General features: G+C 64.9%; 21 protein-coding genes. 9 read left to right on the top strand and 12 right to left on the bottom strand.

Features of this window, described 5'->3' with window-relative positions; all coding sequences use genetic code 11:
- The first annotated feature begins 8 nt into the window (after positions 1-8).
- Together NFV80_RS06185 and NFV80_RS06180 are read left to right on the top strand one after the other, a co-directional pair.
- On the top strand, positions 9-761 hold the full coding sequence (locus tag NFV80_RS06185) for an EI24 domain-containing protein (protein ID WP_295328577.1): 753 nt from the start codon (positions 9-11) through the stop codon (positions 759-761).
- Positions 758-1,513, top strand: coding sequence for a molybdopterin-binding protein (locus NFV80_RS06180; RefSeq protein WP_295328579.1), 756 nt, complete (start codon positions 758-760; stop codon positions 1,511-1,513). The genes NFV80_RS06185 and NFV80_RS06180 overlap by 4 nt, the downstream gene beginning before the upstream one ends.
- 69 nt (positions 1,514-1,582) lie before the next feature.
- On the opposite strand, the gene NFV80_RS06175 is transcribed toward NFV80_RS06180, so the two are convergent.
- From NFV80_RS06175 to NFV80_RS06145, 7 genes are all read right to left on the bottom strand, one after another.
- Complete coding sequence (locus NFV80_RS06175) at positions 1,583-2,134, bottom strand: phasin family protein (protein WP_295328581.1); 552 nt, start codon at positions 2,132-2,134, stop codon at positions 1,583-1,585.
- Positions 2,135-2,353: 219 nt separating this feature from the next.
- A complete protein-coding gene (locus NFV80_RS06170) occupies positions 2,354-2,905 on the bottom strand; it encodes a phasin family protein (RefSeq protein WP_295328584.1) in 552 nt (183 codons plus the stop codon).
- Between the two features lie 314 nt (positions 2,906-3,219).
- Complete coding sequence (gene lptA / locus NFV80_RS06165; protein ID WP_295328587.1) at positions 3,220-3,834, bottom strand: lipopolysaccharide transport periplasmic protein LptA; 615 nt, start codon at positions 3,832-3,834, stop codon at positions 3,220-3,222.
- The gene (gene lptC, locus NFV80_RS06160) at positions 3,831-4,424 is read right to left on the bottom strand and encodes an LPS export ABC transporter periplasmic protein LptC (protein WP_295328589.1); all 594 of its coding nucleotides are present in this window, start codon (positions 4,422-4,424) and stop codon (positions 3,831-3,833) included. The genes lptA and lptC overlap by 4 nt, the downstream gene beginning before the upstream one ends.
- Positions 4,421-4,975: a phenylphosphate carboxylase subunit delta gene (locus tag NFV80_RS06155; protein WP_295328592.1), complete on the bottom strand. Its 555-nt coding sequence runs from the start codon at positions 4,973-4,975 to the stop codon at positions 4,421-4,423. Before NFV80_RS06155 ends, lptC begins: the two co-directional genes overlap by 4 nt.
- A complete protein-coding gene (locus NFV80_RS06150; protein WP_295328594.1) occupies positions 4,975-5,958 on the bottom strand; it encodes a KpsF/GutQ family sugar-phosphate isomerase in 984 nt (327 codons plus the stop codon). The genes NFV80_RS06155 and NFV80_RS06150 overlap by 1 nt, the downstream gene beginning before the upstream one ends.
- Before the next feature lie 112 nt (positions 5,959-6,070).
- Positions 6,071-6,793, bottom strand: a complete 723-nt coding sequence (locus tag NFV80_RS06145) for a prepilin-type N-terminal cleavage/methylation domain-containing protein (RefSeq protein WP_295328597.1) — start codon at positions 6,791-6,793, stop codon at positions 6,071-6,073.
- Between the two features lie 488 nt (positions 6,794-7,281).
- Here NFV80_RS06145 and NFV80_RS06140 point away from each other — a divergent pair, with 488 nt between their 5' ends.
- Positions 7,282-7,527: a hypothetical protein gene (locus NFV80_RS06140; RefSeq protein ID WP_295328599.1), complete on the top strand. Its 246-nt coding sequence runs from the start codon at positions 7,282-7,284 to the stop codon at positions 7,525-7,527.
- A gap of 39 nt (positions 7,528-7,566) precedes the next feature.
- Here NFV80_RS06140 and NFV80_RS06135 read toward each other — a convergent pair whose 3' ends face one another.
- The 5 genes from NFV80_RS06135 to NFV80_RS06115 form a co-directional block, all read right to left on the bottom strand.
- Positions 7,567-9,870 carry a DNA internalization-related competence protein ComEC/Rec2 gene (locus tag NFV80_RS06135; protein WP_296758138.1) on the bottom strand — a complete coding sequence of 768 codons (2,304 nt, stop codon included), beginning with the start codon at positions 9,868-9,870 and terminating at the stop codon, positions 7,567-7,569.
- Positions 9,871-9,943: 73 nt separating this feature from the next.
- Positions 9,944-10,810, bottom strand: a complete 867-nt coding sequence (locus NFV80_RS06130; RefSeq protein WP_296758136.1) for a methyl-accepting chemotaxis protein — start codon at positions 10,808-10,810, stop codon at positions 9,944-9,946.
- A gap of 5 nt (positions 10,811-10,815) precedes the next feature.
- Positions 10,816-11,964 (bottom strand): HAMP domain-containing protein, encoded by a 1,149-nt coding sequence (locus NFV80_RS06125; RefSeq protein WP_295328605.1) that lies wholly within the window; start codon positions 11,962-11,964, stop codon positions 10,816-10,818.
- A gap of 75 nt (positions 11,965-12,039) precedes the next feature.
- Positions 12,040-12,726 (bottom strand): lipoprotein-releasing ABC transporter ATP-binding protein LolD, encoded by a 687-nt coding sequence (lolD, locus tag NFV80_RS06120; RefSeq protein ID WP_295328607.1) that lies wholly within the window; start codon positions 12,724-12,726, stop codon positions 12,040-12,042.
- Positions 12,719-13,966 (bottom strand): lipoprotein-releasing ABC transporter permease subunit, encoded by a 1,248-nt coding sequence (locus NFV80_RS06115; RefSeq protein ID WP_295328609.1) that lies wholly within the window; start codon positions 13,964-13,966, stop codon positions 12,719-12,721. The genes lolD and NFV80_RS06115 overlap by 8 nt, the downstream gene beginning before the upstream one ends.
- 270 nt (positions 13,967-14,236) lie before the next feature.
- Here NFV80_RS06115 and NFV80_RS06110 point away from each other — a divergent pair, with 270 nt between their 5' ends.
- From NFV80_RS06110 to NFV80_RS06085, 6 genes are all read left to right on the top strand, one after another.
- Positions 14,237-15,292: a hypothetical protein gene (locus NFV80_RS06110; RefSeq protein WP_295328611.1), complete on the top strand. Its 1,056-nt coding sequence runs from the start codon at positions 14,237-14,239 to the stop codon at positions 15,290-15,292.
- Positions 15,289-16,998, top strand: coding sequence for a single-stranded-DNA-specific exonuclease RecJ (gene recJ / locus NFV80_RS06105; protein WP_296758133.1), 1,710 nt, complete (start codon positions 15,289-15,291; stop codon positions 16,996-16,998). Before NFV80_RS06110 ends, recJ begins: the two co-directional genes overlap by 4 nt.
- A 196-nt stretch (positions 16,999-17,194) precedes the next feature.
- Positions 17,195-17,944 carry a hypothetical protein gene (locus NFV80_RS06100; RefSeq protein ID WP_296758130.1) on the top strand — a complete coding sequence of 250 codons (750 nt, stop codon included), beginning with the start codon at positions 17,195-17,197 and terminating at the stop codon, positions 17,942-17,944.
- A gap of 10 nt (positions 17,945-17,954) precedes the next feature.
- Positions 17,955-18,611, top strand: coding sequence for a hypothetical protein (locus NFV80_RS06095; protein ID WP_296758129.1), 657 nt, complete (start codon positions 17,955-17,957; stop codon positions 18,609-18,611).
- A 176-nt stretch (positions 18,612-18,787) separates the two neighbouring features.
- Complete coding sequence (locus NFV80_RS06090; RefSeq protein WP_296758126.1) at positions 18,788-19,714, top strand: toll/interleukin-1 receptor domain-containing protein; 927 nt, start codon at positions 18,788-18,790, stop codon at positions 19,712-19,714.
- The gene (locus NFV80_RS06085; RefSeq protein WP_296758123.1) at positions 19,711-21,135 is read left to right on the top strand and encodes a hypothetical protein; all 1,425 of its coding nucleotides are present in this window, start codon (positions 19,711-19,713) and stop codon (positions 21,133-21,135) included. The genes NFV80_RS06090 and NFV80_RS06085 overlap by 4 nt, the downstream gene beginning before the upstream one ends.
- The last annotated feature ends 19 nt before the right edge of the window (positions 21,136-21,154 follow it).

The following is a 21,154-nucleotide window of genomic DNA, read 5'->3' as shown; positions in this document are numbered from 1 at the left end:
GAGCTGCTATGAACGAGGTCGCGCTGGCACTTCTGCGGAGCGCGAAGACACTTGCCCGAGGGCGCGTCTGGCTGTTGCTGCTGTGGCCGGCAGTGGCGGCGCTGCTGCTCTGGATCGGGCTCGCCGTTTGCCTGCTCGACTGGCTGATCGGCACACTGGTCGAGCAGCCACCGCTGAGCTGGCTGGCGGCATGGGGAGCGATCTGGCTGGCCAAGATGGCAGCGGCAATCGGCGGCTGGCTGCTGATTCTCGCTGCCGCCTTCGTCACGGCGATGTTGCTGGCAGCGATTTTCGTGATGCCGCAACTGCTCGCGCTCGTCGCCGCCAGCGATTACCCGGAACTGGCGCAGCTCGGCAGGGACAGCGTCGCCGGCGCGGCATGGAACGGAGTCAGCGGAGTGCTGTTGTTCTCGCTCGGCTGGCTGCTGACGCTGCCGCTCTGCCTGGTCCCAGGCTTGGCGCTGCTGCTGCCGATTTTCTGGATGGCCTGGCTGACTCGCCGCACCTTTGCCTACGACGCACTCGCCGCACACGCAAGCGACGACGAGTGGCGGCTGCTGCGTCGCCGGCACAGCTTGCCAATGCTGCTTTTGGGCATTACCCTCGCGCTGCTGACGCATGTCCCCTTGCTCGGCCTGCTGACGCCGACGCTGGCGGCGCTGGCATATATCCATCTGGGCCTGGAGGCCCTGCGGCACTTGCGGCAAGGGGCCGTGGTCACGATCGTCGGAATCCCGACAATAGGCAAGGAGCTGAAATGAACTTCGGCGCGATCATCATCGGCGACGAAATCCTGTCCGGCAAACGCAACGACCGGCACTTTGCCAGAATGGCCGAGCTGCTTGGCACGCGCGGCCTGCGCCTGGCATGGGTCGAATACCTCGGCGATGAGCGCGCGCGCATCGCGGCGACGCTGCGGCGCAGCCTTGCCGCGGGCGACGTGGTCTTCAGCTTCGGCGGTATCGGCAACACTCCCGACGATCATACGCGGCAGGCGGCAGCAGCGGCGCTCGACGTCGACCTGGTGCTGCATCCCGATGCCGAGCGCGAGATCCGCGCCCGCTTTGGCGCCGACACCACCGATGTGCGCTTGCTGCTCGGTACCTTTCCGCGTGGCGTGGAAATCATCCCGAATCCGTTCAACCGGATTCCCGGATTTCGCGTGCGTGACCACCACTTCCTGCCCGGTTTTCCACAAATGGCCCACCCGATGGCCGAATGGGTGCTCGACACCTTCTATGCCGGGCTGTTTCCGTGCCGACCGCCAGTGGAAAAAGCGTTTCTGCTGACCGGAGTGAACGCCTACGAGAGCGCCTTGCTCGATCTCATGGAGCGAATCGTCGCCGATTTCCCGACGCTCCGGCTGTTCAGCCTGCCGTCGATGTCGGAGGACGGGCAACGGCGATATCTCGAGCTTGGCGTCGAAGGCGATGCGCTGCTCGTCGATGCCGCGATGACGGCGATCCGGCAGGAGATCGAGCGCCGCGCCATCACCTGGCAATGGCGGCAGTAATCGCCACCACGTAAACAAAAAAACCCCGGTCAATGCCGGGGCTTGCCGGGAGAACGCCGGCGGCGCGAATCACTTCTTCGGAGTCAGGACAGCGGCCGCCTGTGCGGTCGCATCGGAAGCAGCCTTGACATTGGTGTCCACGATGTCGGTGATTTGTTTGGCCATCTGCGAAATGTTCTCGAAAGCCGTGCTCGAAGCGGTCATCATCTGCTTCATCGCGGCGCCGAAAGCGTCACCGGAGATGGGGCTGACACTGCCAGCTTTCTCGATCAGACCGGCAGCTTCGTGCCGGAGGTTGCTGTACTGGCCTTCCATCACCGTGGTGATCTCGCGCTGCATGTTGGCCGCCAGATCGTACAGGTTGCGCGAGTACTCCATCAGCTTGTCGACGTTCGGACGAGCCAGCGAGCCGGCAACATTGCCCAGTTCCTTGGGATCCTTGACTCCCGCCAACAACTGCTGGGCACCGCTGGCGGTGCTGTTGAACATTTCGCGACTGACGGCGAGGTTCAGAGCCGACAATTGTTCGAGACCGTGGAACGCCGTCCGCACCAGGGTCATCATCACTTGGGCGTTGGCTTTCTGGCTCTGGGCGAGTTTTTCGAGGTCGATGGTGCTCATGCATATCTCCGTGAATGGAATCAAATAACAGCCGCCGGATGCATGAGGGAGCGTGCAAGCCTGCACGCAACCGCTCTGCCCCGGCGGGCTCTGGATCAAATGGGCCGTTTCACCGAAATCCGCGTGTCAGCAGCTTGACGAGATCTGCCGGCACCCTGCCGGCAGATCCTCTGCCTCATTCCGGACCGCTGGACTGGCCTGAACGTTCAAGCGGATCTACTACTTCTTGGCAGCGGCGGCAGTGGCGCTGACCGCCTTGACCGTGGCATTGGTCGCTGCGGCGACGTTGGTCTCGGCAATGTCGGCGACCTGCTTGGCAGCCTTGTTCATGCTGTCAAAAGCCGAAGTGGCTGCCGCGATCGCCGACTTGACGGCGGATACAGCGACGTCCGAGCCCGCCGGAGCATTCTTCGTGGCCTTTTCGAGCAATGCGAGAACCTGCTTCTGGAAGTCGGCAAACTGCGCTTCGATCAGTTTCGAGATCTCTTCCTTGGACTGGGCGGAGATTTCATACACACTGCGCGAATAGGCAACGGCCTTTTCGAGGCTGGGCTGCGCAATGGAAGCCTGCACGGAGAAGAATTCCTGCGCGTCTTTCGCGCCGAGCATGGCCTTGGCATTGGCAACGCCGTCCTCGAGCATCGAGCGGGCGGTGTTCAGGTTGAGGGCGGCAATGCGCTCGGCACTCGCCAGAGCGGTATTGGCAAGTGTCAGCATGGCATCGACGGAAGCCTTGTTGGCGGCGGCGAATTGTTCGGGGGTGTTGAACATGGTCTATCTCCTCGTAAAAGTGGAAAACGATATTTGCAATGGCTAAGGTGCCGATCGCCACGCCACTTGGCGCCGCGATCTTTTGTTGCACTGCACCATAGGCTGCATTATAGACTTTCGAGAGGGCTTGTCAAGGGTTTTTTGTTGCGCCGCACAATTTCTCTTAAGCATTGTTTTAAATGCATTATTCCTATTTCCCTGACACGGAAAAGACGATTTTCGTTGCTTCGCGCCAGTCGATGGCCGGCAAACCCGGCGACATGATAGTGCCAAACAACGATGAATTCCCCGCGAATTGGTGCCGAAAGCCCGTTTTACTCGTCAGATCGCGGAGTCAGTTTCGCCGCCGGTTTGAGCGCCAGGGGTTCGCCCTTGCGCTCGGCGGGTTCGTCGCTCTTGTTCTTGGGCTGGATGATCGCACGGACGCGTGCCTGCCCGGCACCGGTGGCGCTCTTGTTCGCGCCTGCTGCGGTGGTGACCAGGTACTTTTCGTTCACTGCATCATAGGAAATATAGGCACCCTTCACCTCGTCGAGGCCGCTGCGCACCCAGGCGCGGACGAAAAATTGCGTGATTTCGCTGCGTGCGTCGTATTCGATGCGCTCGGCTTCCCCTTCGGTGAATTCGTCTACACCCTCGCGCTTCTGCCGAAAATGGGCGAGCCCGTTGGCACCACCGGTGGCCACCGCCGTCCGGAAACCGTCGGCGTCCTGGGTGACCACCAGCCGACTGGTGCGCAACTCCATGGTGCCCTGGGTAAGAATCGCATTGCCTTCGAGAATCTGCACCTTCTCGATGTCGTCGATGCTCAGGCGATCTCCCTCGAGGTGGATGGGCTTTTCGCGATCTGCTCGCTCGGCGTGCGCCGACAGCGACACGACGAGAACAAGGAAGCTGGCCAGCGCGACACAGCAACGGGCAATCATCATCTCGGTGGCTTCTCCCTGGCGAAATGGCTCTCGATTTCCCCGGTGACCTGGGATTCGAGCAGATACGTCTGCAACTTGTGATCGACCTGCAGGCCGACCCCTTGCACCCACGACTTGCCTTGGGTGATCAACACCATGCTCTTGGTGAACGCTCGTTCCTCGTCGGTGAGGACAGTCAGTTCGTTCATTCGGGCGATCAGTTCGGCGTCGCTTGCACTCGCCGAGCGCCGAAGCTCGACCCGGTCCCACAAATCCACCTGCTGACCACCCGAGTTGGCGTGTCCGTGCACCGCGCGCATGCTCAGCGGGGGTCTCGTTGGCGAAAGATAGACCAGCGCCGGCTCCAGCAGATCGGCGGTATCGTCATCAGGATAATGGCGAATCTCCTCGGCCACCAGCGTGTACAGCAGCTTTCCCGTCGCATCCAGCTTGCGACCCGATACCTGGGTGACGATGTAGTCCGGGTCGTGACGATTCTTGCCGTCGCTACGTTCTTCCGGGAACTCGGTGGCGTAGCGCAACCAGGCAGTCAAGGCAAGCAGAACGAGCAGGATGCTCAGCGGCAACAGGGCACCGCTCCAGCGTCTCATCGCTCGGCCGCCGGCAGGTACGGCGCCAGGGCAGCGGCCAGCTCACCGCGTGCATCGAGAATGAACTCGCAGACTTCGCGCACGGCACCGCGCCCGCCATGGCGAACCGTGGTGAGTGCAGCGTGATTCTGCACCAGTGGGTGGCCGTCGCCCGGCGTCGCGGAAAAGCCGCAGGCAGCCATTACCGGCAGGTCGAGCACGTCGTCGCCCATGTAACCGGCAGCCTCCGCGCCGACGCCAAGCCCGGAAAGGAAGGCGGTCATTACCGCGAGCTTGTCTCCAACCCCCTGATAGAGATGTTGGATACCGAGATTGTGTGCCCGCAACTCGACGCAGCGGGCACGCCGCCCGGTAATGATGGCGACGACGATTCCTGCCTTCTGCAGCATCTTCAGACCATGCCCGTCGAGCGTGTGGAAGGCCTTCAGCTCGATCCCCTCGTCGGTGTAGAAGAGCGAACCGTCGGTCAGCACGCCGTCCACGTCGAATGCCATCACCCGCAGCCGGCTGGCACGCGCGCGCGCGTCGTGCTGGTCGCCAGACCCCGCCATCAAATCACCTTGGCCCGGAACAGATCGTGCATGTTGAGCGCACCGATCAACTGGCCGGCCGCGTCGACGACCGGCAATTGGTTGATCCTGTGCTGCTCCATCATCTCGACCGCTTCGACCGCGAGTTGGTCCGGCCCGATCGAGCGCGGGTTGCGGCCCATGATGTCGCTTACCGAAATGGTGCGCAGGTCTAGGTCCCTGGCGAAGGCTCGGCGCAGGTCGCCGTCGGTAACGACGCCAATCACCCGCCCCTCCGCACTGACCACCGCAGTCATGCCGATGCCGCCCCGCGACATTTCGAGAATCGCAGCGGGCAGGCTGGTCGCGGGGGCAACCTGCGGAACGGCCGGCCCGACCCGCATGACGTCGCGCACATGCGTCAGCAGGCGACGACCAAGCGAGCCACCGGGATGTGAACGGGCGAAGTCCTCCGGCCCGAAACCGCGTGAGTCGAGCAGGGCCACCGCCAGCGCGTCGCCGAGAGCGAGGGCGGCGGTCGTACTGGCCGTCGGCGCGAGATTGAGCGGGCACGCTTCCTGTTCGACTGCCGCGTCGAGGTGCACGTCCGCCAGAATTGCCAGCGAGGAAAGCGCGTTTCCAGTCATGCTGATCAGCTTCGCCCCCTGACGCTTGACGATCGGCACGATGGTCAACAATTCGGCGCTCTCGCCCGAGTTGGAAATGGCGATCAGGACGTCGTCGCGGGTGATCATCCCGAGGTCACCGTGACTGGCTTCGGCGGGATGAACGAAATACGCAGGAGTGCCGGTGCTGGCCAGGGTGGACGCGATCTTGCGCCCGACGTGGCCGGACTTGCCCATGCCGCTGACAATCACGCGACCGTGGCAATTGAGGATCAAGCGCAGCGCCCGCAGAAAATCCCCATCGATGCGATCGGCCAGGAGGCGCACCGCATCCGCCTCGATGTGCAGTACCTGTCGGGCAAGCTCGAGCGCTTTCGGCGACGGCGGAATCTGGCTCATGCGGTTGCGGCGCCCATCATGCGGTGAGTATAACAGAAGCCGACTCCGGCCCGCCGCGGCGAACCGGCATCGGCTGCTGCCCGGCGCCGCCTAATGGTGCGCGCGCCTTGACTCAATAGGCAGCGCAGACGGTATAGGTCGTGCCATCGTTGATGTTCGCGGTTGCCGTCGGCGCCGTGCCACGGACCGCGGTCGTCGGGATCGCTTGCACCGAACCGGCAGAGGTATTGCCGTCGTCCATCGCGATGTCGATCTGCCTCACGTAGCGACCGAGAATGCCGGTCGAGCAGACAAAGAACGAGCCTCGCATCCCCGCAATCATCGGCGTCGCCGCACCGGCAGGACTGATGCCGCTCTCGACCCCGAGGAAGCCACCGTCGGCATTGCGCGGCCGGTAATTGACGTCGTTGATCACGGTCGTGCCCGTAGCCAGATTGGCCAGGCGAACGTGGCTCCAGAAAACCGAAGCTTCGCTGGTCAGGGTGCCGGTACCGGTGGCTGCGCCGTCGTTCCAGTAGCCGTCGATGCGTCCGTTGTTCGGATTGCAGCTCGAATTGGCGCCAACCGGCGCGCACGCGGCGTTGGCGGCAGGTGCACCCAACGCCTGCGTCAGTTGCGCCTGCGTCTGGTCGCCTGGCAAGGCCTTGAAGCGATCCTGATAGGCATAGACCAGGCTGGAGACGGTGCGGAAGTCATTGACCATGTTCTTCACCTTGGCACTGTTGATCATTTCCTGCCCCTTCAGCACCCCGCCCAGCAGCAGGCCGATGATGACAAGTACGATGGCAATCTCGACGAGGGTAAAGCCCGACTGTTGCCTGTCCCGCTGGTTCATTGCACTCTCCTGTATCTGTCGAAAACATTCGTCAACGGAAAGCAATTTCCATGCTAACCGCCACCAAGGAATCTCGCCGTCATCCCCGCCAGTTTGACGGATTTTCGACAGCAATGTCCACAGGTCGTCGACTCCACGCGCGCCGGGGAATGTGTCTCTCACGATCGATTGGCCCGACATTGACCGCTTCGCCTCCACCGCGCCAGCCGGTCACAGTTGTGGCAAATTCGCATCGGTCCGTGGGCAAGGCGTGCCCCGAATGTTCCACGAGCTTGACGACAGCTCCCGGAATGGATGGAAAATATTGCGACGTGACATGATGTTGGCCATTGTATTTAAGGTCGCTTCTAATTTTGCTTGTCAGGGTCTTTGCGCCGATCGACGGCGGACTTGCGACGGAAGCGGCATGCAACAGGAGCTTGTCAGGGCGCCTGTCGGACGATCCTGGCGAGCAATGCCATCCGCGCCATCCACGGTGGGAGACAGCCATGAATGCCCCGGACAACTCCTCCTTTGCCGACGCTGGCGAAAACCTCGCGCTCCCGGATCTGGCGGAAACCGCCTTCCTGCGCGAACAGGTTGCGACGATCGCCGCCTACGTCGAATGCTTTCCCAGCGACGAGCGCGATCGTCGCGCGCTCGCCTGGATCGAGGCCAATGCCGGACACTATCGACAGGCGTGGCAGATGCGTGCAAGCAGCCAATGTCCTCTGCCGGTCAGCGCCGGCAACTGACCGCCTGCTGCTTGACAGCACCAGAGAAAGGCAGTCCTTTCACCGTCCGTGCCAGTACCGCCGATACTCGTTTCGATACGCGGATAGCGGGATCCCGCTGGTGAGCGCGATGCGTACCGCACCATCCCGATCGGTCCGCCACACGCGGCTGCCGGCATAGCGTTCGACGACGTCCGGGCGAGGGTGCCGATAGCGGTTGCGGTAACCCACCGGGATGACCGCCTCGCGCGGCGCAACGGCGGCGAGGAAGGCGGTGGTCGAGGAAGTGGCGCTGCCATGATGCGGCACCAGCAGCACATCGCTGGGCAGTCGGGCCGCAGACGCCGCCAGCAGGGAACGCTCGTCACGCGCTTCGATGTCCGAGGTGAGCAGGACGCCGCCGAAGGCATTTTCGATGCGCAGCACGCAGCTCATGTTGTTGGTCTTGACAATCCGGTGCTGATAGGCATCGGCGAGCGGATGCAGAATCGCGAAGCGGACACCATCCCACTCCCACTCCTGTCCGGCGACACAGTGTTCGCCCGCGAGTTCGGGAAGCGAGGAAAGCGTGCGCGTGATCGGCAGCGCTTCCTGCACGGCGACCACGCCACCCGAGTGATCCTTGTCGCTGTGAGTGACGATCAGCGTATCGACCTGGCGGACTCCAGCAGCGCGCAGGTAGGGAACGACGATGCGCTGGCCGGCGTCCGATTCGGCGCTGTACAAGGGTCCCGTGTCGTAGAGCAGGTTGTGTTCGGCGGTGCGGACGACGACCGCGAGCCCCTGGCCGACGTCGAGCACGTCGACCCAGGCCTCGCCGGCTGGCGGTCGCGGCGCCGGCCAGAGCAGCATCGGCAGCAGCAGGCAGAGACCGGCCCAGCGTCCGGGAAATCCTCTCGGCAGGAGCAGAAAGGGAACGCCGAGCAGAGCCACGAGTGTCGCCGCCAGCGGCGGCGCCGCCTGCTCCCACACCGGCCAGACTGCCAGCCATTCGAGAAAGGCCATCAGGCCGGAGAGCAGCCAGTGATCCAGATGCAGCAGCAGGGGCCAGGGAATGACCGAGAAGACCAGCGCCAGCGGCGCGATCACGAAGCTGACGAGCGGCACCGCAACGGCGTTGGCTGCCGGCGAGACCAGGGAAAACTGCTGAAACATCAACAGCAACAGCGGCAGGGTGCCGATCGTCACCGCCCACTGTGTCGTCCCCCAGCCGGCGAGCGCCGCACGCCAGCCGCGGGCGCCACCGACGCGCCCGGTGCCGACGAAAAAGAGCAGGCCCACGGCGGCGAAGGAAAGCCAGAAACCGGGCGCCAGGACTGCCCACGGATCGAGCAGCAGAACCGCCAGCAGGGCGAGCAGCAGACTGCGGCTGGGGCCCAGATTTCGCTCCGACCAAAGAGACAGGGCGACCACTGTCAGCATGTACACCGTTCGCTGCGCCGGAACGGCAAAGCCGGCGAGCAGCGAGTAGACGAAAGCCGCCAACCACCCGGCCGCGATCGCCGCCTTCGGCGTCGGCAGGAAGAGGACTAGGCGTTCGCTGCGCCGCCAGAGCCAGCCCACCAGACCGGCGAACAAGGCGGCGACCATGGTAACGTGCAGGCCGGAGATCGACATCAGATGGGTCACGCCGGTCAGCCGGAACAGGCGCCATTGATCCGAGGGAATCGCCTGCTCGTCGCCGATTGCCAGCGCAGCCAGAATGCCCACGTAGGGCGCGTCGGGCAAAATGGTGAAAAACGAAGCGCGAATCCGGTCACGCCAGCGCTCGACGACGTAAGCGGGCTGCACGACGAAGTCGTCGAGGCGCTCGGCGACGGCATGCGGGCGCACGTAGGCGGTAGCCCGCAGGCCGCGCTCGAACAACCACGCCTCGTAGTCGAATCCGTGCTCGTTGGCGTTGCCGTGTGGCCGCTTCGGGCGAAGCGTGAATCGCCAGCGCTCAGCCGCGCGAACTGCCAGTCCGTCGCGCCACTCGTCGTCCTGCGACCCACGATACCAGGAAAGCATCATCCGTTCGGGCAAGCGGGCGCCCGGCGTTTCGACCGACTCGACGGCGAACTCGAAGCGTTCGCCGCGCTCGAAAGCGTGCGGTAGCGCGGCAACGACGCCGACCGCCTGCACGTCGCGCCCCTCCCATTCCGACGGCAGACTATCGAGGAGGCGCTGCTCGGCGAGCAGCGCGGCCCAGGCGAAGCCGAGCATGGCGCAGGCAAGCCGAGCTGGCAACTGCCGGCGACGCGCAAACCAGAAGAGCAACAGGGCAACGGGCGAAAGGCTGAGGACCAGCGGCTGCGCCGGCAAGCTCTCCTGCAACTGGAGCAGACCAATACCGATGGCAAAGGCAAGAATGTTGCCGCGCATGGCCTGTCAGAGCAGATTTCGCTGCGGCTTCCGCGTCCTGTACCCGGCGCCCGTCACCGTCGCGGGAACCCGGTCAGCTCAATCGGAAACGGCGCACCGTGCTTTCGAGGCTCTCCGAAAGGCTTTCGAGCTGAGCGGCGGTTGCAGCATTTCCCGCCACCGCAGCGTGGTTTTCCTCGGCCATGCGAGCCACCCGGTCGACATTCTGGGCAATTTCCGTACTGGCGGTGCTCTGCTCGCGCAGCGCAGCCGAGATGTCTGCTACCTTGGCGACTACCTGGCGCGCATTTTCCCCGATTTCGCGGATCGATTCACCGGCCCGAGTGGCCAGCGCAACGCCCTCGGCAACCCGGTTGACCCCCTGGTTCATGCTCGCCACGGCATCGTGCGTGCCGCTCTGGATGGCCGTGATCATCGTCGAGATCTCCTGTGTCGAGCGGGCGGTACGCTCGGCCAGCTTGCGCACTTCGTCGGCGACCACTGCGAAACCGCGACCCGATTCGCCGGCGCGCGCTGCCTCGATCGCCGCGTTGAGTGCCAACAGATTGGTCTGGTCGGCGATTTCCTTGATCACGTTGACGATCGCCGAGATCCGTTCGGAACTCGCTCCCAGCTCGCCGATGATCGTTGCCGACTGATTGACCACCTCGGCAATCTGCTCGATCTCGCGGACGACGCTGCCGACGACCCGACTGCCATCAGCCGACAGCTCGCCCGCCCGGCTGGAAATCCGGTTGGCGTCGTCGGCGCTGCCCGACAATTGTTCGATTCGCGAGCGCATCTCGCCGATGGCGATCGCCATGTCCGACGCCGCAGCGCGCTGCTGCTCGCTGCCTCGCTTCACGTGCGCGGCCGATCCGGCAAGCTTCTTGGTCGCGTCGAGCACTTCGCTCGCACCAATGCTTACGTTCCGGATCAGCCCGCGGAATTCGCTCACCATGCCGTTCAGGCTGTCACCGACGAGTTCAGCTCGTCGCGGGTATCGAGATCGACCTGCACCTTGAGATCGCCGGTGGCAATCGTGCGCGCATCTTCGGCCAGGCGATCGATGCTGTCGATGGTGGCGTAGTACAGGCCCACCGAAACATAGGCATAGAGCAGGAGAATCAGCACCGACACCCCGATGCTGAAATGCAGCGCGCGCTGCGCACGGTCGATCCGCCCATGCAGAAGCCGTTCGAGCGACGGGAACAGCGTCTCGAACATCTCCTTGTAGCCCTTTTCCAGTGAAGCAGTCGTCAGCGCGAAGTAGGCCGCGGGAGCCGTCGCGTAGGTTCCGGAAAGGATGTCCTGATTGACCAGCGCACTGACCTTTGCTGCAGCCTGGCTCATGTCGTCGATCGAGGCGGCGAGCACCGACTGCAGGCCCGGACTGTAGCGCGAGGTCTGCTCGAGATTTCTCCGCAAGGAATCGACCGCGGAATTCAAGCCGACCAGCAGGACCGTGATTTCCACCTGCTGCGACAACGTCAGTGGCTGCTTTTTGGTCAGTACGCCGGTGCCCAGCGCGCGCAACTGGCCCATCCGCTCGATCGCCTGCGGCGACTTGTCGATCGCCGTTTGAATCAGGTAGCTCGAGTCGATGTCGGGGTCGTTGGTCAGCGCGTATTCGTCGCCGACCACGGACTGGAACGCCAGAAGTTCTTCGATCAAACGACTGTGCAACAGGAAATTCTCGCGCTGGATGAGATCGAGTCCCTCATTCTCGATCAGGGCCCAGGTCTCGATCACTTTTTTCCAGACGGGACTCGCGGCCAGTTCCGGCGACAACTTTGCCTCGACGCCCTGCAGGGCTGAGCGAACATCGTGTTGTTTGGCCAAACGCTGGTCCCGCATCCCCTCGTTGCCGTTGAGCACGCCCGACGAGAGCCCGCGATGGATCTGCAGATGCTGCACGGCACGCGCGATCGGCTTGACCACTTCGATGCCGGCGAGTTCGCGCTGCGAGTGGTCGATCACCCGATGCAGGCTCTGGTAGAGATTGAGTACCAGGACGGCGCTCGCCACCAGCGCCAAAGCACCCATGATCGCGAATTTCTTCGTGTAGCTCGCGCGCTTGAGCACCGCAATCGCCGGGGCAAACAGAATCTTCACGGTAGCGACCTCCAGATGATCAAACGGGTATTTATCGGCAGCCGGCAGCGGAACTTGATCCGGGCGCCGGCGAGTTCACGGACGGGCGGATTCCAGGCGTCCGTCGCGCAGTGTCAGGATGCGCCCGGCACGCGCGGCCAGCTCCGGATCGTGGGTCACGACGACGAAGCTCGTCTGTCGCGAACGATTGAGCTCCAGCATCAGCGCGAAAACGCTGGCAGCGGTTTGCCGATCGAGATTGCCGGTCGGCTCGTCCGCCAGCACGCAGGCGGGCTCCGTCACCAGCGCGCGGGCGATTGCCGCGCGCTGCCGTTCGCCGCCGGACAATTCCGCCGGGGTATGCCGCAGGCGGTGACCGAGTCCCACCTCGCCCAGCACGGCCGCAGCGCGCGCTTCGGCGTCGGCCTTCGGCATGCGCCGGATGTACAGAGGCATGGCGACGTTCTCGAGCGCCGTGAACTCCGCCAACAAATGATGAAATTGGTAGACGAAACCCAGGTGACGATTGCGCAGTGCGCCACGACGGGCGTCATCGATCCGATTCAGGTCGTGCCCGAGCAACTGCACCTGTCCGTCCGTGGCCGCATCGAGACCTCCGAGCAGGTGCAGCAGCGTGCTCTTGCCCGACCCCGACGCGCCGACGATGGCGACACGCTCGGCAACCCCGATTTCAAGATCGACGCCGAGCAGTACCGGAACCTCGCTGTCCCCCTGTCGGTAGATCTTACGCAGGCCCTGGCAGGCCAGTACCGGCTCACTCATAGCGCAGCGCCGCCGCCGGGTTGACGCGCGCCGCACGCCAGCTCGGGTAGATCGTCGCCACCAGCGCAAGCACGAACGCAACGCCGGTGATCGTCGTCACGTCACCCCACTGCAGTTCGGAGGGCAGACTGGAAATGTAATAGACCTCCTTGGCGAGAAACTGTGTCCCGAGCACGCGCTCGATGAAAGGGACGACGACGTCGATGTTGAGCGCCAGCGCGACACCCCCGACGACGCCGAGACCGAGGCCGATGAATCCGATCAGCGCGCCCTGCACGATGAACACTGCCATGACGCTCGCCGGACTGGCGCCGAGCGTGCGCAGGATGGCGATGTCCGACTGCTTGTCGGTCACCGCCATGACCAGCGTCGAAACGATGTTGAACGCCGCCACGGCAACGATCAGCGAGAGGATGATGAACATCATGTTCTTTTCGATCTGGACGGCCCGGAAGAAATTGGCGTGGCTGCGCGTCCAGTCGCTGATGAAGGCATTGACGTCGAGCCTGCCGGCCAGCAGCCGGGCCACGCGCGGCGCCATGAAGAGGTCGTCGAGCTTCAGGCGCACGCCGGAAACGCGATCGTCCATGCGGTACAGGCGCTGCGCGTCGGCCATGTGGATCAGCGCCAGGCCGCTGTCGTATTCGTACATGCCGACCTCGAACAATCCGACGACCAGAAAGGTCTTCAGCCGCGGCACCACACCGGCCGGCGTCACCACTCCCTGCGGTGCGATCAGCGTCACCCGGTCGCCGACGGAGACGCCGAGTGCATGCGCCAGTTCCGAGCCGAGGATGATGTGGAAGCTGTCCGGCTGCAGGGCGTCGAGCTGGCCGCTCTTCATGTGCGGTCGAAAATCGGCGACCCGGTCTTCGAGATCCGGCAGGATGCCGCGCACCAGCGCACCGCGTACCGCCGGGCCGTAGGCCAACATCCCCTGCGCCTGCACGAAGGGAGCGGCAGCGACCACCTGCGGCTGCCCGGCGGCCTGCAGGGCGACCCGCTCCCAGCCGACCATCTCGCCGCCAGCGCCGGAAATCTCGACGTGCGAGACGACGGCGAGAATGCGCGCGCGCAGCTCGGTCTGAAAGCCGTTCATCACCGACAGCACGACGATCAGCGCGGCCACGCCAAGGGCGATGCCGAACATCGAAATCAGCGAGATGAACGAAATGAAGTGGTTGTGCTTCTTGGCGCGCGTATAGCGCAGGCCGATCAGCAACTCGTAGGGCAGGGCCATCAGCGACGGGAAGTCAATTCAGGGAGCAGATGCGCGCCGCCGAAACGGCAAAGGCGCTATGGTACACTGTTCGCGTAGCGTGGAGAGCCGGCAGCGGACTCGCGCGGCACGTTCCGCTTCGACCGGCGTCCCGCCAGGACTCGTTCCCACCCGCCCATCGATGCAAGGCACGACGGTTTTCCTCACCTCCGGTCTCGCTTCCGCATTCCGCAACGCGGAAGTCCAACAATCCCAACAATCGCCGCGGCGAATCCCGCCCCAGCAATCGCCATGCAACTCACGCTGGTCGTTCCCGAACTGATCTGGCCCGAACCGGAAGACCATGAAAGCCTCGACGCACTCGTCTGCGACGGCCTGAACACCCTGATCGCGCGCAGCCGGATGACCCGGCGTCCGCCGCAATCGTACGAGGCGACACTCTGTGACGTTTTCGACCTCGGCGAAAATCCCGCGTACGCTGCGCTTCGTGTCCTCGGCGAGGAAACCGGTCCGGCCGTCGCCGACGCCTGCTGGTTGTGCGCCGATCCGGTGCATCTGCGCCTGCACCAGGAACGCCTGATCCTTGCCGACGGTGGCAGCCTGGAAATCGAACTCGCCGAAGCACTGTGGATCGTCGACGAGCTCAACCGCTGCTTCTCCGACCTCGGCACCTTCCACGTGACCGCACCCGATCGCTGGTATCTGCAGCTTTCCCGCGACACCGTACTCGGCCGCTTCGACGTTCTGCCGCGTTCCGCCGTCACCGGCCGCAGCGTCGACCGGCAATTGCCGGAAACGCCGGACTTGCGCTGGCTGCGACGACTGCTCAACGAAGCGCAGATGGTTCTGCACCGGCACCCGGCCAATGAAAGGCGCGAGGCGGAAGGGCGCTCGACAATCAACAGCCTGTGGCTGTGGGGTGGCGGCGTTCTGCCGGAGTGCCGTGCGCAGGACTTCGCCGGCGTCTGGAGCAACGACCCGCTGGCGCGCGGGCTGGGCCACGCCTGCGGGCTGCCGGTGCATCGACTGGCGGACGACGCCACAGCCCTGCTCGCCCGCGCCACACCCGGCCGAAGCCACTTGCTCGTGCTCGATGCGCTGCAGGCGACGGTGCACTACGAGGACGGCGGTGCCTACCGGCAGCAGTTGCTCGAGCTCGAAGCGCGCTGGTTCGCACCGCTGCAGAAGGCGCTCGCCGGTGGCAGGATAAGGCACCTGCGGCTCGCGGCATCGACCGCGTACGCCACACTCGCCTGGGAAAGCGGCCGCCGCGAGCAGTGGCGTTGGTGGCAGCGACCACGCCCACTGGCGGCCACCGCGCAGGCGTTGGCCAGGGGCGAGTCTTGACCCAGTTGCGCCGCCGCGCCGTGTCGCCACGCGTGCAGTGGCAGCTCGAACAGCAAGGCCTGCACCCCTTGCTGGCACGCATCTACGCTGCGCGCGGAATCGTTGCGCGCAGCGAACTCGACTACGAATTCCAGTCGCTGCTGCCGCCGGCCCGCCTGACGCACGCTGCCGAAGCGGCAGTTCTGCTGGCCGATGCCATCGCCGAGCAACGGAAGATCGTCATCGTCGCCGACTACGACTGCGACGGCGCCACTGCCTGCGCGCTCGGCATTCGCACCTTGCGTTCCTTCGGCGCCACAGTCGATTATCTGGTGCCGAACCGCTTCACTTCCGGCTACGGCCTCTCGCCCGACGTCGTCGAACTGGCCGCACAGAAGCGACCGGAGCTGATCGTCACCGTCGACAACGGCATCGCCAGCGTCGAAGGTGTTGCCCGTGCGAGACAGCTCGGCATCGCCACGCTGATCACCGACCACCATCTGCCGGGAGACGAGCTGCCGGCCGCCGACTGCATCGTCAACCCGAACCTCCCCGGCTGCGACTTCCCGAGCAAGTGTCTGGCCGGAGTCGGCGTCATGTTCTATGTGATGCTCGCGCTGCGCGCCGAACTGCGCGTGCGCAACTGGTTCGCCGGCAGCGGACGCGGTGAACCGCGACTCGCCACGCTGCTCGACCTGGTCGCGCTCGGTACCGTCGCCGATGTCGTCAGGCTCGACCACAACAACCGCGTGCTGGTCAGCCAGGGCCTGCGGCGAATCCGTCAGGGACAACTCAACCCCGGCATGCAGGCGCTCTTCCGCGCTGCCGGACGCAATCCGGCGCAGGCATCGAGCTTCGATCTCGGTTTCACGATCGGCCCGCGCCTCAATGCCGCCGGTCGCCTGACGGACATGTCCCTGGGAATCGAATGCCTGCTCGCCGACGACGAGGGACGCGCGATGAACTTGGCGCAACAGCTCGACGCGCTCAATCGCGAACGCCGCGAGATCGAATCGGGGATGCAGGAACAGGCGCAATGCCAGTTGGCCAACCTGGCTCTCGACGGCGACAACGCAGCGGCGGTATCGCTCTTCGACGCCGACTGGCACCAGGGCGTGATCGGCATCGTCGCGGCGCGCATCAAGGAAAGGCTGCACCGCCCGGTGTTCGCGTTTGCCCGCAGCGAGGGCGGTGAAATCAAGGGATCGGGCCGGTCGATTCCGGGTTTGCATCTGCGCGACGCGCTCGATCTGCTGTCCAGGCGCGCCCCCGGCATGCTGCTGCGTTTCGGCGGACACGCCATGGCGGCCGGTGTGACCCTGTGCGAAAGCGACTTTCCGCGCTTCCGCGAACTGTTCGCGCAGGTCGCCGACGAGTTGCTGGCACCAGCGGACCGCACGCGCACGCTGGAGACCGACGGCGGTCTCGAAGCGGCCTATTGCTCGATTGCCACGGCGCGAATGCTGGAAGCCGAAGTCTGGGGACAGGGCTTTCCGGCGCCGGTCTTTCAGGACGAGTTCATCGTCGAGAGCCAGCGGATTCTCAAGGACAAGCACCTCAAGCTGCGTCTGCGCAAGGATGCGCAGGTAGTCGACGCCATCCAGTTCCACTTCCCCGAGGCGCCAGGCAACCGCATCCGGGCGGCTTACCGGCTGGCGATCAACGACTTCAACGGGGTGCAGACACCACAGTTGCTGATCGAGCACATCGAGACCCGGTCTCCCTGAACGCGACTGCTGGCACCGCTGCGGGGAAGACCGGCAGCGGACGTTCGCGAGGTGAAGAAAACCCTCCGGTGCGTGCTCGTGGCGGACGGCGCGCGCGCGCCGGGAAGCCCCGCATTCACGGACATTGATACCCGTCAACATGGGAAGGTTTTTGCTGCACTACGATTCATAAGTCATCATGATCGGGGAGACGAAGATGAAAGTGCTGCTGCGGAACTTCTGGCCGGTATCGAACGATGAACGGCCGATTCTTGCACCGTCGGGCAGACTGCTGGGCGGCGCGCTGCTTGCCGCTGCGGCAGTCGCCGGATGCAGTTTCAACGCCGCCTACAACCCCGCGTACACCAGCGCCGCGCGACGCCCCGCCAGCGAAACCGCCGACGGCAAGGCGCTGCTGAAGACGACGCCGGAGGCCGACGCGCAGGTCTTCACGGGAAATCCGACCAGTTTTACCGGTTCAGCGACGACGCTGACCATGCCGCTCGGCCAGATCGCTCGCGAGACGGCGAAGAGTGCCTTCGCCGATGCCTTCATGGGTGGCGCCGAACTTTCCACCGAAATCCGCGACCCGACCGCCTATGCCGTGATCGTTGCGCCGCGCGTCGTATCCTTCTCCTACGAGTACAACCAGTTGAAGAACGTCGGCTTCGCCATCACGCCGACGGTGAGCGCGACCGTCGAGGTGAAGGTGCTCGACGAACAGGGCAAGCCACGCTGGGAAAAGACCTATCTTTCGGGAGCGGTCGAGGGACCGTCCTACATGATCAATACGGCACCCGGAGAGGAAATCAACAAGCTCGCGCACAAGGCGCTGTACGACCTGTTCGCGATCTCGGCCAAGGAAATCATCACCAGCCCGGACCTCCTGCGGCGATCGGCACCGGCCGGCTCTGCCCCACCCGTGACTCCGGCCCCGCCAGCGCCAACGCTCGCGCCGGCGCGCTAGGAACTGCACCATGCCGAAATTCCGGACTGCTGTCTGCTGCGCGCTGCCGGCAATGCTTGCAGGCTGTGCGACGATCACCACCGGCTCGTCGCAGAACGTGACGCTGATCACCGAACCAGGCGGCGCTGCCTGTGTCTTCAGCCGCGGCGGCGAGATCATGGGCATGATCAATCCGACGCCTGGCACCTTGATGCTGAGCAAGGGACACGGCGACATCCGCGTGCGCTGCACGAAGGAGGGATTCCTCGACTCGAGCGGAGTCGTCGGCGCCAAGTTCCAGAAGATGACCTTCGGCAACATTCTCTTCGGCGGGATCATCGGCATCGTCGTCGACGCGGCGAGTGGAGCCACTGGCGAATACGAACCGCAGATCACGATCACGCTGGTTCCGGCGCAGTTCGGCTCGGTCGAGGAACGGGATGCTTTTTTCGATCGCATGCGCAAGGAATTCGCGAGCGAAGCCGAAGAAGTGCGCGCACGCATCCGCAGGCTCTGTTCCGGGGCAGACTGCGACCGGCAACTCGCTTTGGCGGCCGAACAGGAAAAGAAGGGCGACGCCCGCATCGAAACGCAGCGGCAGCAGGCGCGGATCGTCGCGAAGGCGCAGCCTGCCGTCGCAACGGGTGCTTCTGCGCCAAACAGCCAGGCGAGCGACGGCAGCGATTAAGTCCATAAGTCGCGGTATATTTCGGTCAGGGTAGCTACCGCTTCGAGCCGGAGTATTCTGACTCGGCAGGGAGCGTCGCCGGTACACGGCCGGAGTGTTGCGTCGCTGGTCATGGAATGCCTGTTTGCCGCGGAAAGGCAGCGAAGAACATCGGGGGTCGAAACACGGGAGAAGCAATGGCGGGTGACGGAGTTTTCGTGAGCTACTGCCACGCGCAGCGCGAGTGGGTACACGACCGCCTGCTGCCGGTGCTGCGCGCCGGCGGCGTCGAGCTCGTCGTCGATAGCGAGCGCTTCGTCGCCGGCAGGACGGTCGTCGGGCAGATGGACGCGGCGCAGGACGGTGCGGCGAAGAGCCTGCTCGTCCTCTCGCCCGAGTACTTGGCAAGCGCCTATTGCCGGCACGAAATGCAGCGGGCGATCGCGCGCGACCCGAATTTTGTCGAAGGCCACGTGTTGCCGCTCGTGCGTGTCGCGTGCCCGCTGCCGGATGAGATCGTCGCCGGCGAACCGCTCCACGTCGAACTGCAAGACGACGGTGACGCTGCGCAGTGGGAAAAACTGCTGCAATGGGCGGACGCCGAACTCGGCACCGATGCTCCGGCGTGGTTGCGAGCGCGCAGCGAGCTGCGGCGCAGCCTGTCGCGGGGGAAGTCGGTCAACCTCGTCGTTGGCGGGGCAGGCGTTCGCTGGCGGCCGCTGATCGTGCAACTGGCCGCCGATCTCGCGGCCGAGCGGCGCAGGCTCGCCGTCGTCGACCTCGAGAGAGGCAGCACCGTGCCGCGGCGCGGGCTGATCGGCGAGATCCTCGCGGCGCTCAACGGCACGCCGGTGCCGGTACCGGCAGAGCCCGAAGACCTCGCGGAGTTCGACCGGCAGATCGCTGGACGCGCGAAGTCGTGGCTGGCGATCGAGCACTTCGACCTCGCCGCGCGCCGGCCGCAGTACGGGGTCGATTTCTTCTCGGCACTGCGCTACCACCTGATGGAAAGCCGCCGGCTCGTTCTGCTCGTTCAATCGCGCGCGCCGTTCGCGACGCTGTTGCCGCGCGACCACCCGCTGTCGGCGATCGACGTGCAGACCGTCGAGCTTCCCGGGCGATGAGCGGTACGGCCGGCGAAACGCGCGATCTGGCCGCGCTGCGCTGGAACGATCATCGCGCGGCGCTGTGGTGGCTGGCGCTGCTCTACCGGCGTCCGAAAGGCTTTGCGGAAGCGCTCCAGCAGTTGCCGAGCCTTTGGCGGCGTCTGCTCGTCGCCGTCGGCCTGCTGCTGCATGCGCTTCCCTACATGTTCGCGGTCGGCGCCGGCGGACGGCTCCTGCTCTACGCCGCGGGCATCGACGAAAGCCTGGCCACAGGCGCTACCGGGTGGCAACCGGACTTCGCCGCGATCGCCGTGGCTGCGGCGTACCAGGCGGCCATAGGAATCGCCGTAGAGATCGCCGTAGAGATCGCCGTAGAGATCGCCGGAGGAATCGCCGTAGGGATCGCCTTCGGGATCGCCTTCGGGATCGCCGTAGGGATCACCGTAGGGATCGCCGTAGGGATCACCGTAGGGATCGCCGTAGGGATCACCGTAGGGATCGCCGTAGGGATCGCCTTCGGGATCGCCTTCGGGATCGCCTTCGGGATCGCCTTCGGGATCGCCGTAGGGATCACCGGAGGGATCGCCGGAGGGATCACCGGAGGGATCGCCGGAGGGATCGCTGCAGGGATCGCCGCAGCAGCGGCGACCCCTACGGTACTGCTCCGCGTCTACTACCAACTCTACGCCTGGATTTTCGTCTGGCCGCACGTTCGTGGCGCAGCGTACCGCTGGCATCCGGTCGCCTGGGACGACCTCTGCAGCGTCCCGTTTCCCGGCCTCGACCGGCTGCTCGTCGCGTACGCCGAGCACGACCGGGCGGCCGCGCTGGCCGAAATCGCGCGTCTGATCGAAACCTACCCGAGCCAGCAGCAGCAGGCGTTGCGCGCTCGCGCCCGCCTCGTCGCGCGCGAAGCGGGCGCGGCAGCAAGCCTCGACGCGATCGACGCGATAGCCGCCCGGTTGCCGGAAGGCAGCCAGGGATTTCTCGCCGAAACTGCTCGCGTCAGGGAGTGGATCGGCGAAATCGCGAGCGTCCAGCGCCAGCTCGACGTCGCCGACCGGCCGCTGTTTGGCGCGCCGCTCGCCGAACTGCTCGTCGAACGAGTCGAGCACTTCGCGCACCGCATCGCCGGCCTGCAAGAGCCGTTGGCCAGTGAATTCCGGCCGGCGGCGGCCAACTGGCTGGCGATCGCACAGCGCCAGCGCGACGACGCGCGCCGTGTTCGCGAACGCGAGCCGGTCGCGCAGGTCTTCCGCGCCGGTGACCCGGTGGACCGTGAAAACGAGGCTTTCGTCGCACGGCTTGGCGTTGTCGGCGAAGTCGAGCGGCAGGTAATGTTGAGCACCGGCTGCCCGGGAATCGTCCTCTACGGCCGCCGGCGCACCGGCAAGTCGACGGTGCTAGTGTGGTGTCTCTCTTTTTCCTTTACATCATGACCGGTTTGTGTATCCTTCC

Source organism: Accumulibacter sp., from assembly GCF_023806565.1.
Lineage (GTDB): Bacteria > Pseudomonadota > Gammaproteobacteria > Burkholderiales > Rhodocyclaceae > Accumulibacter.
Note: the sequence above shows the minus strand (reverse complement) of the source record. Positions and strands in the feature narration are given on the sequence as shown.

Bases quoted from the DNA above. Each gene is read 5' to 3' on its own strand.
- NFV80_RS06180 (WP_295328579.1), top strand. From the start codon at position 758: ATGAACTTCGGCGCGATCATCATCGGCGACGAAATCCTGTCCGGCAAA.
- NFV80_RS06085 (WP_296758123.1), top strand. From the start codon at position 19,711: ATGAGCGGTACGGCCGGCGAAACGCGCGATCTGGCCGCGCTGCGCTGG.
- NFV80_RS06155 (WP_295328592.1), bottom strand. From the start codon at position 4,975: ATGGCGGGGTCTGGCGACCAGCACGACGCGCGCGCGCGTGCCAGCCGG.
- NFV80_RS06100 (WP_296758130.1), top strand. From the start codon at position 17,195: ATGAAAGTGCTGCTGCGGAACTTCTGGCCGGTATCGAACGATGAACGG.
- NFV80_RS06175 (WP_295328581.1), bottom strand. From the start codon at position 2,134: ATGAGCACCATCGACCTCGAAAAACTCGCCCAGAGCCAGAAAGCCAAC.
- NFV80_RS06090 (WP_296758126.1), top strand. From the start codon at position 18,788: ATGGCGGGTGACGGAGTTTTCGTGAGCTACTGCCACGCGCAGCGCGAG.
- NFV80_RS06140 (WP_295328599.1), top strand. From the start codon at position 7,282: ATGAATGCCCCGGACAACTCCTCCTTTGCCGACGCTGGCGAAAACCTC.
- NFV80_RS06115 (WP_295328609.1), bottom strand. From the start codon at position 13,966: ATGGCCCTGCCCTACGAGTTGCTGATCGGCCTGCGCTATACGCGCGCC.
- lolD (WP_295328607.1), bottom strand. From the start codon at position 12,726: ATGAGTGAGCCGGTACTGGCCTGCCAGGGCCTGCGTAAGATCTACCGA.
- NFV80_RS06130 (WP_296758136.1), bottom strand. From the start codon at position 10,810: ATGGTGAGCGAATTCCGCGGGCTGATCCGGAACGTAAGCATTGGTGCG.
- NFV80_RS06185 (WP_295328577.1), top strand. From the start codon at position 9: ATGAACGAGGTCGCGCTGGCACTTCTGCGGAGCGCGAAGACACTTGCC.
- NFV80_RS06135 (WP_296758138.1), bottom strand. From the start codon at position 9,870: ATGCGCGGCAACATTCTTGCCTTTGCCATCGGTATTGGTCTGCTCCAG.
- lptA (WP_295328587.1), bottom strand. From the start codon at position 3,834: ATGATGATTGCCCGTTGCTGTGTCGCGCTGGCCAGCTTCCTTGTTCTC.
- NFV80_RS06095 (WP_296758129.1), top strand. From the start codon at position 17,955: ATGCCGAAATTCCGGACTGCTGTCTGCTGCGCGCTGCCGGCAATGCTT.
- NFV80_RS06170 (WP_295328584.1), bottom strand. From the start codon at position 2,905: ATGTTCAACACCCCCGAACAATTCGCCGCCGCCAACAAGGCTTCCGTC.
- NFV80_RS06145 (WP_295328597.1), bottom strand. From the start codon at position 6,793: ATGAACCAGCGGGACAGGCAACAGTCGGGCTTTACCCTCGTCGAGATT.
- NFV80_RS06150 (WP_295328594.1), bottom strand. From the start codon at position 5,958: ATGAGCCAGATTCCGCCGTCGCCGAAAGCGCTCGAGCTTGCCCGACAG.
- NFV80_RS06110 (WP_295328611.1), top strand. From the start codon at position 14,237: ATGCAACTCACGCTGGTCGTTCCCGAACTGATCTGGCCCGAACCGGAA.
- lptC (WP_295328589.1), bottom strand. From the start codon at position 4,424: ATGAGACGCTGGAGCGGTGCCCTGTTGCCGCTGAGCATCCTGCTCGTT.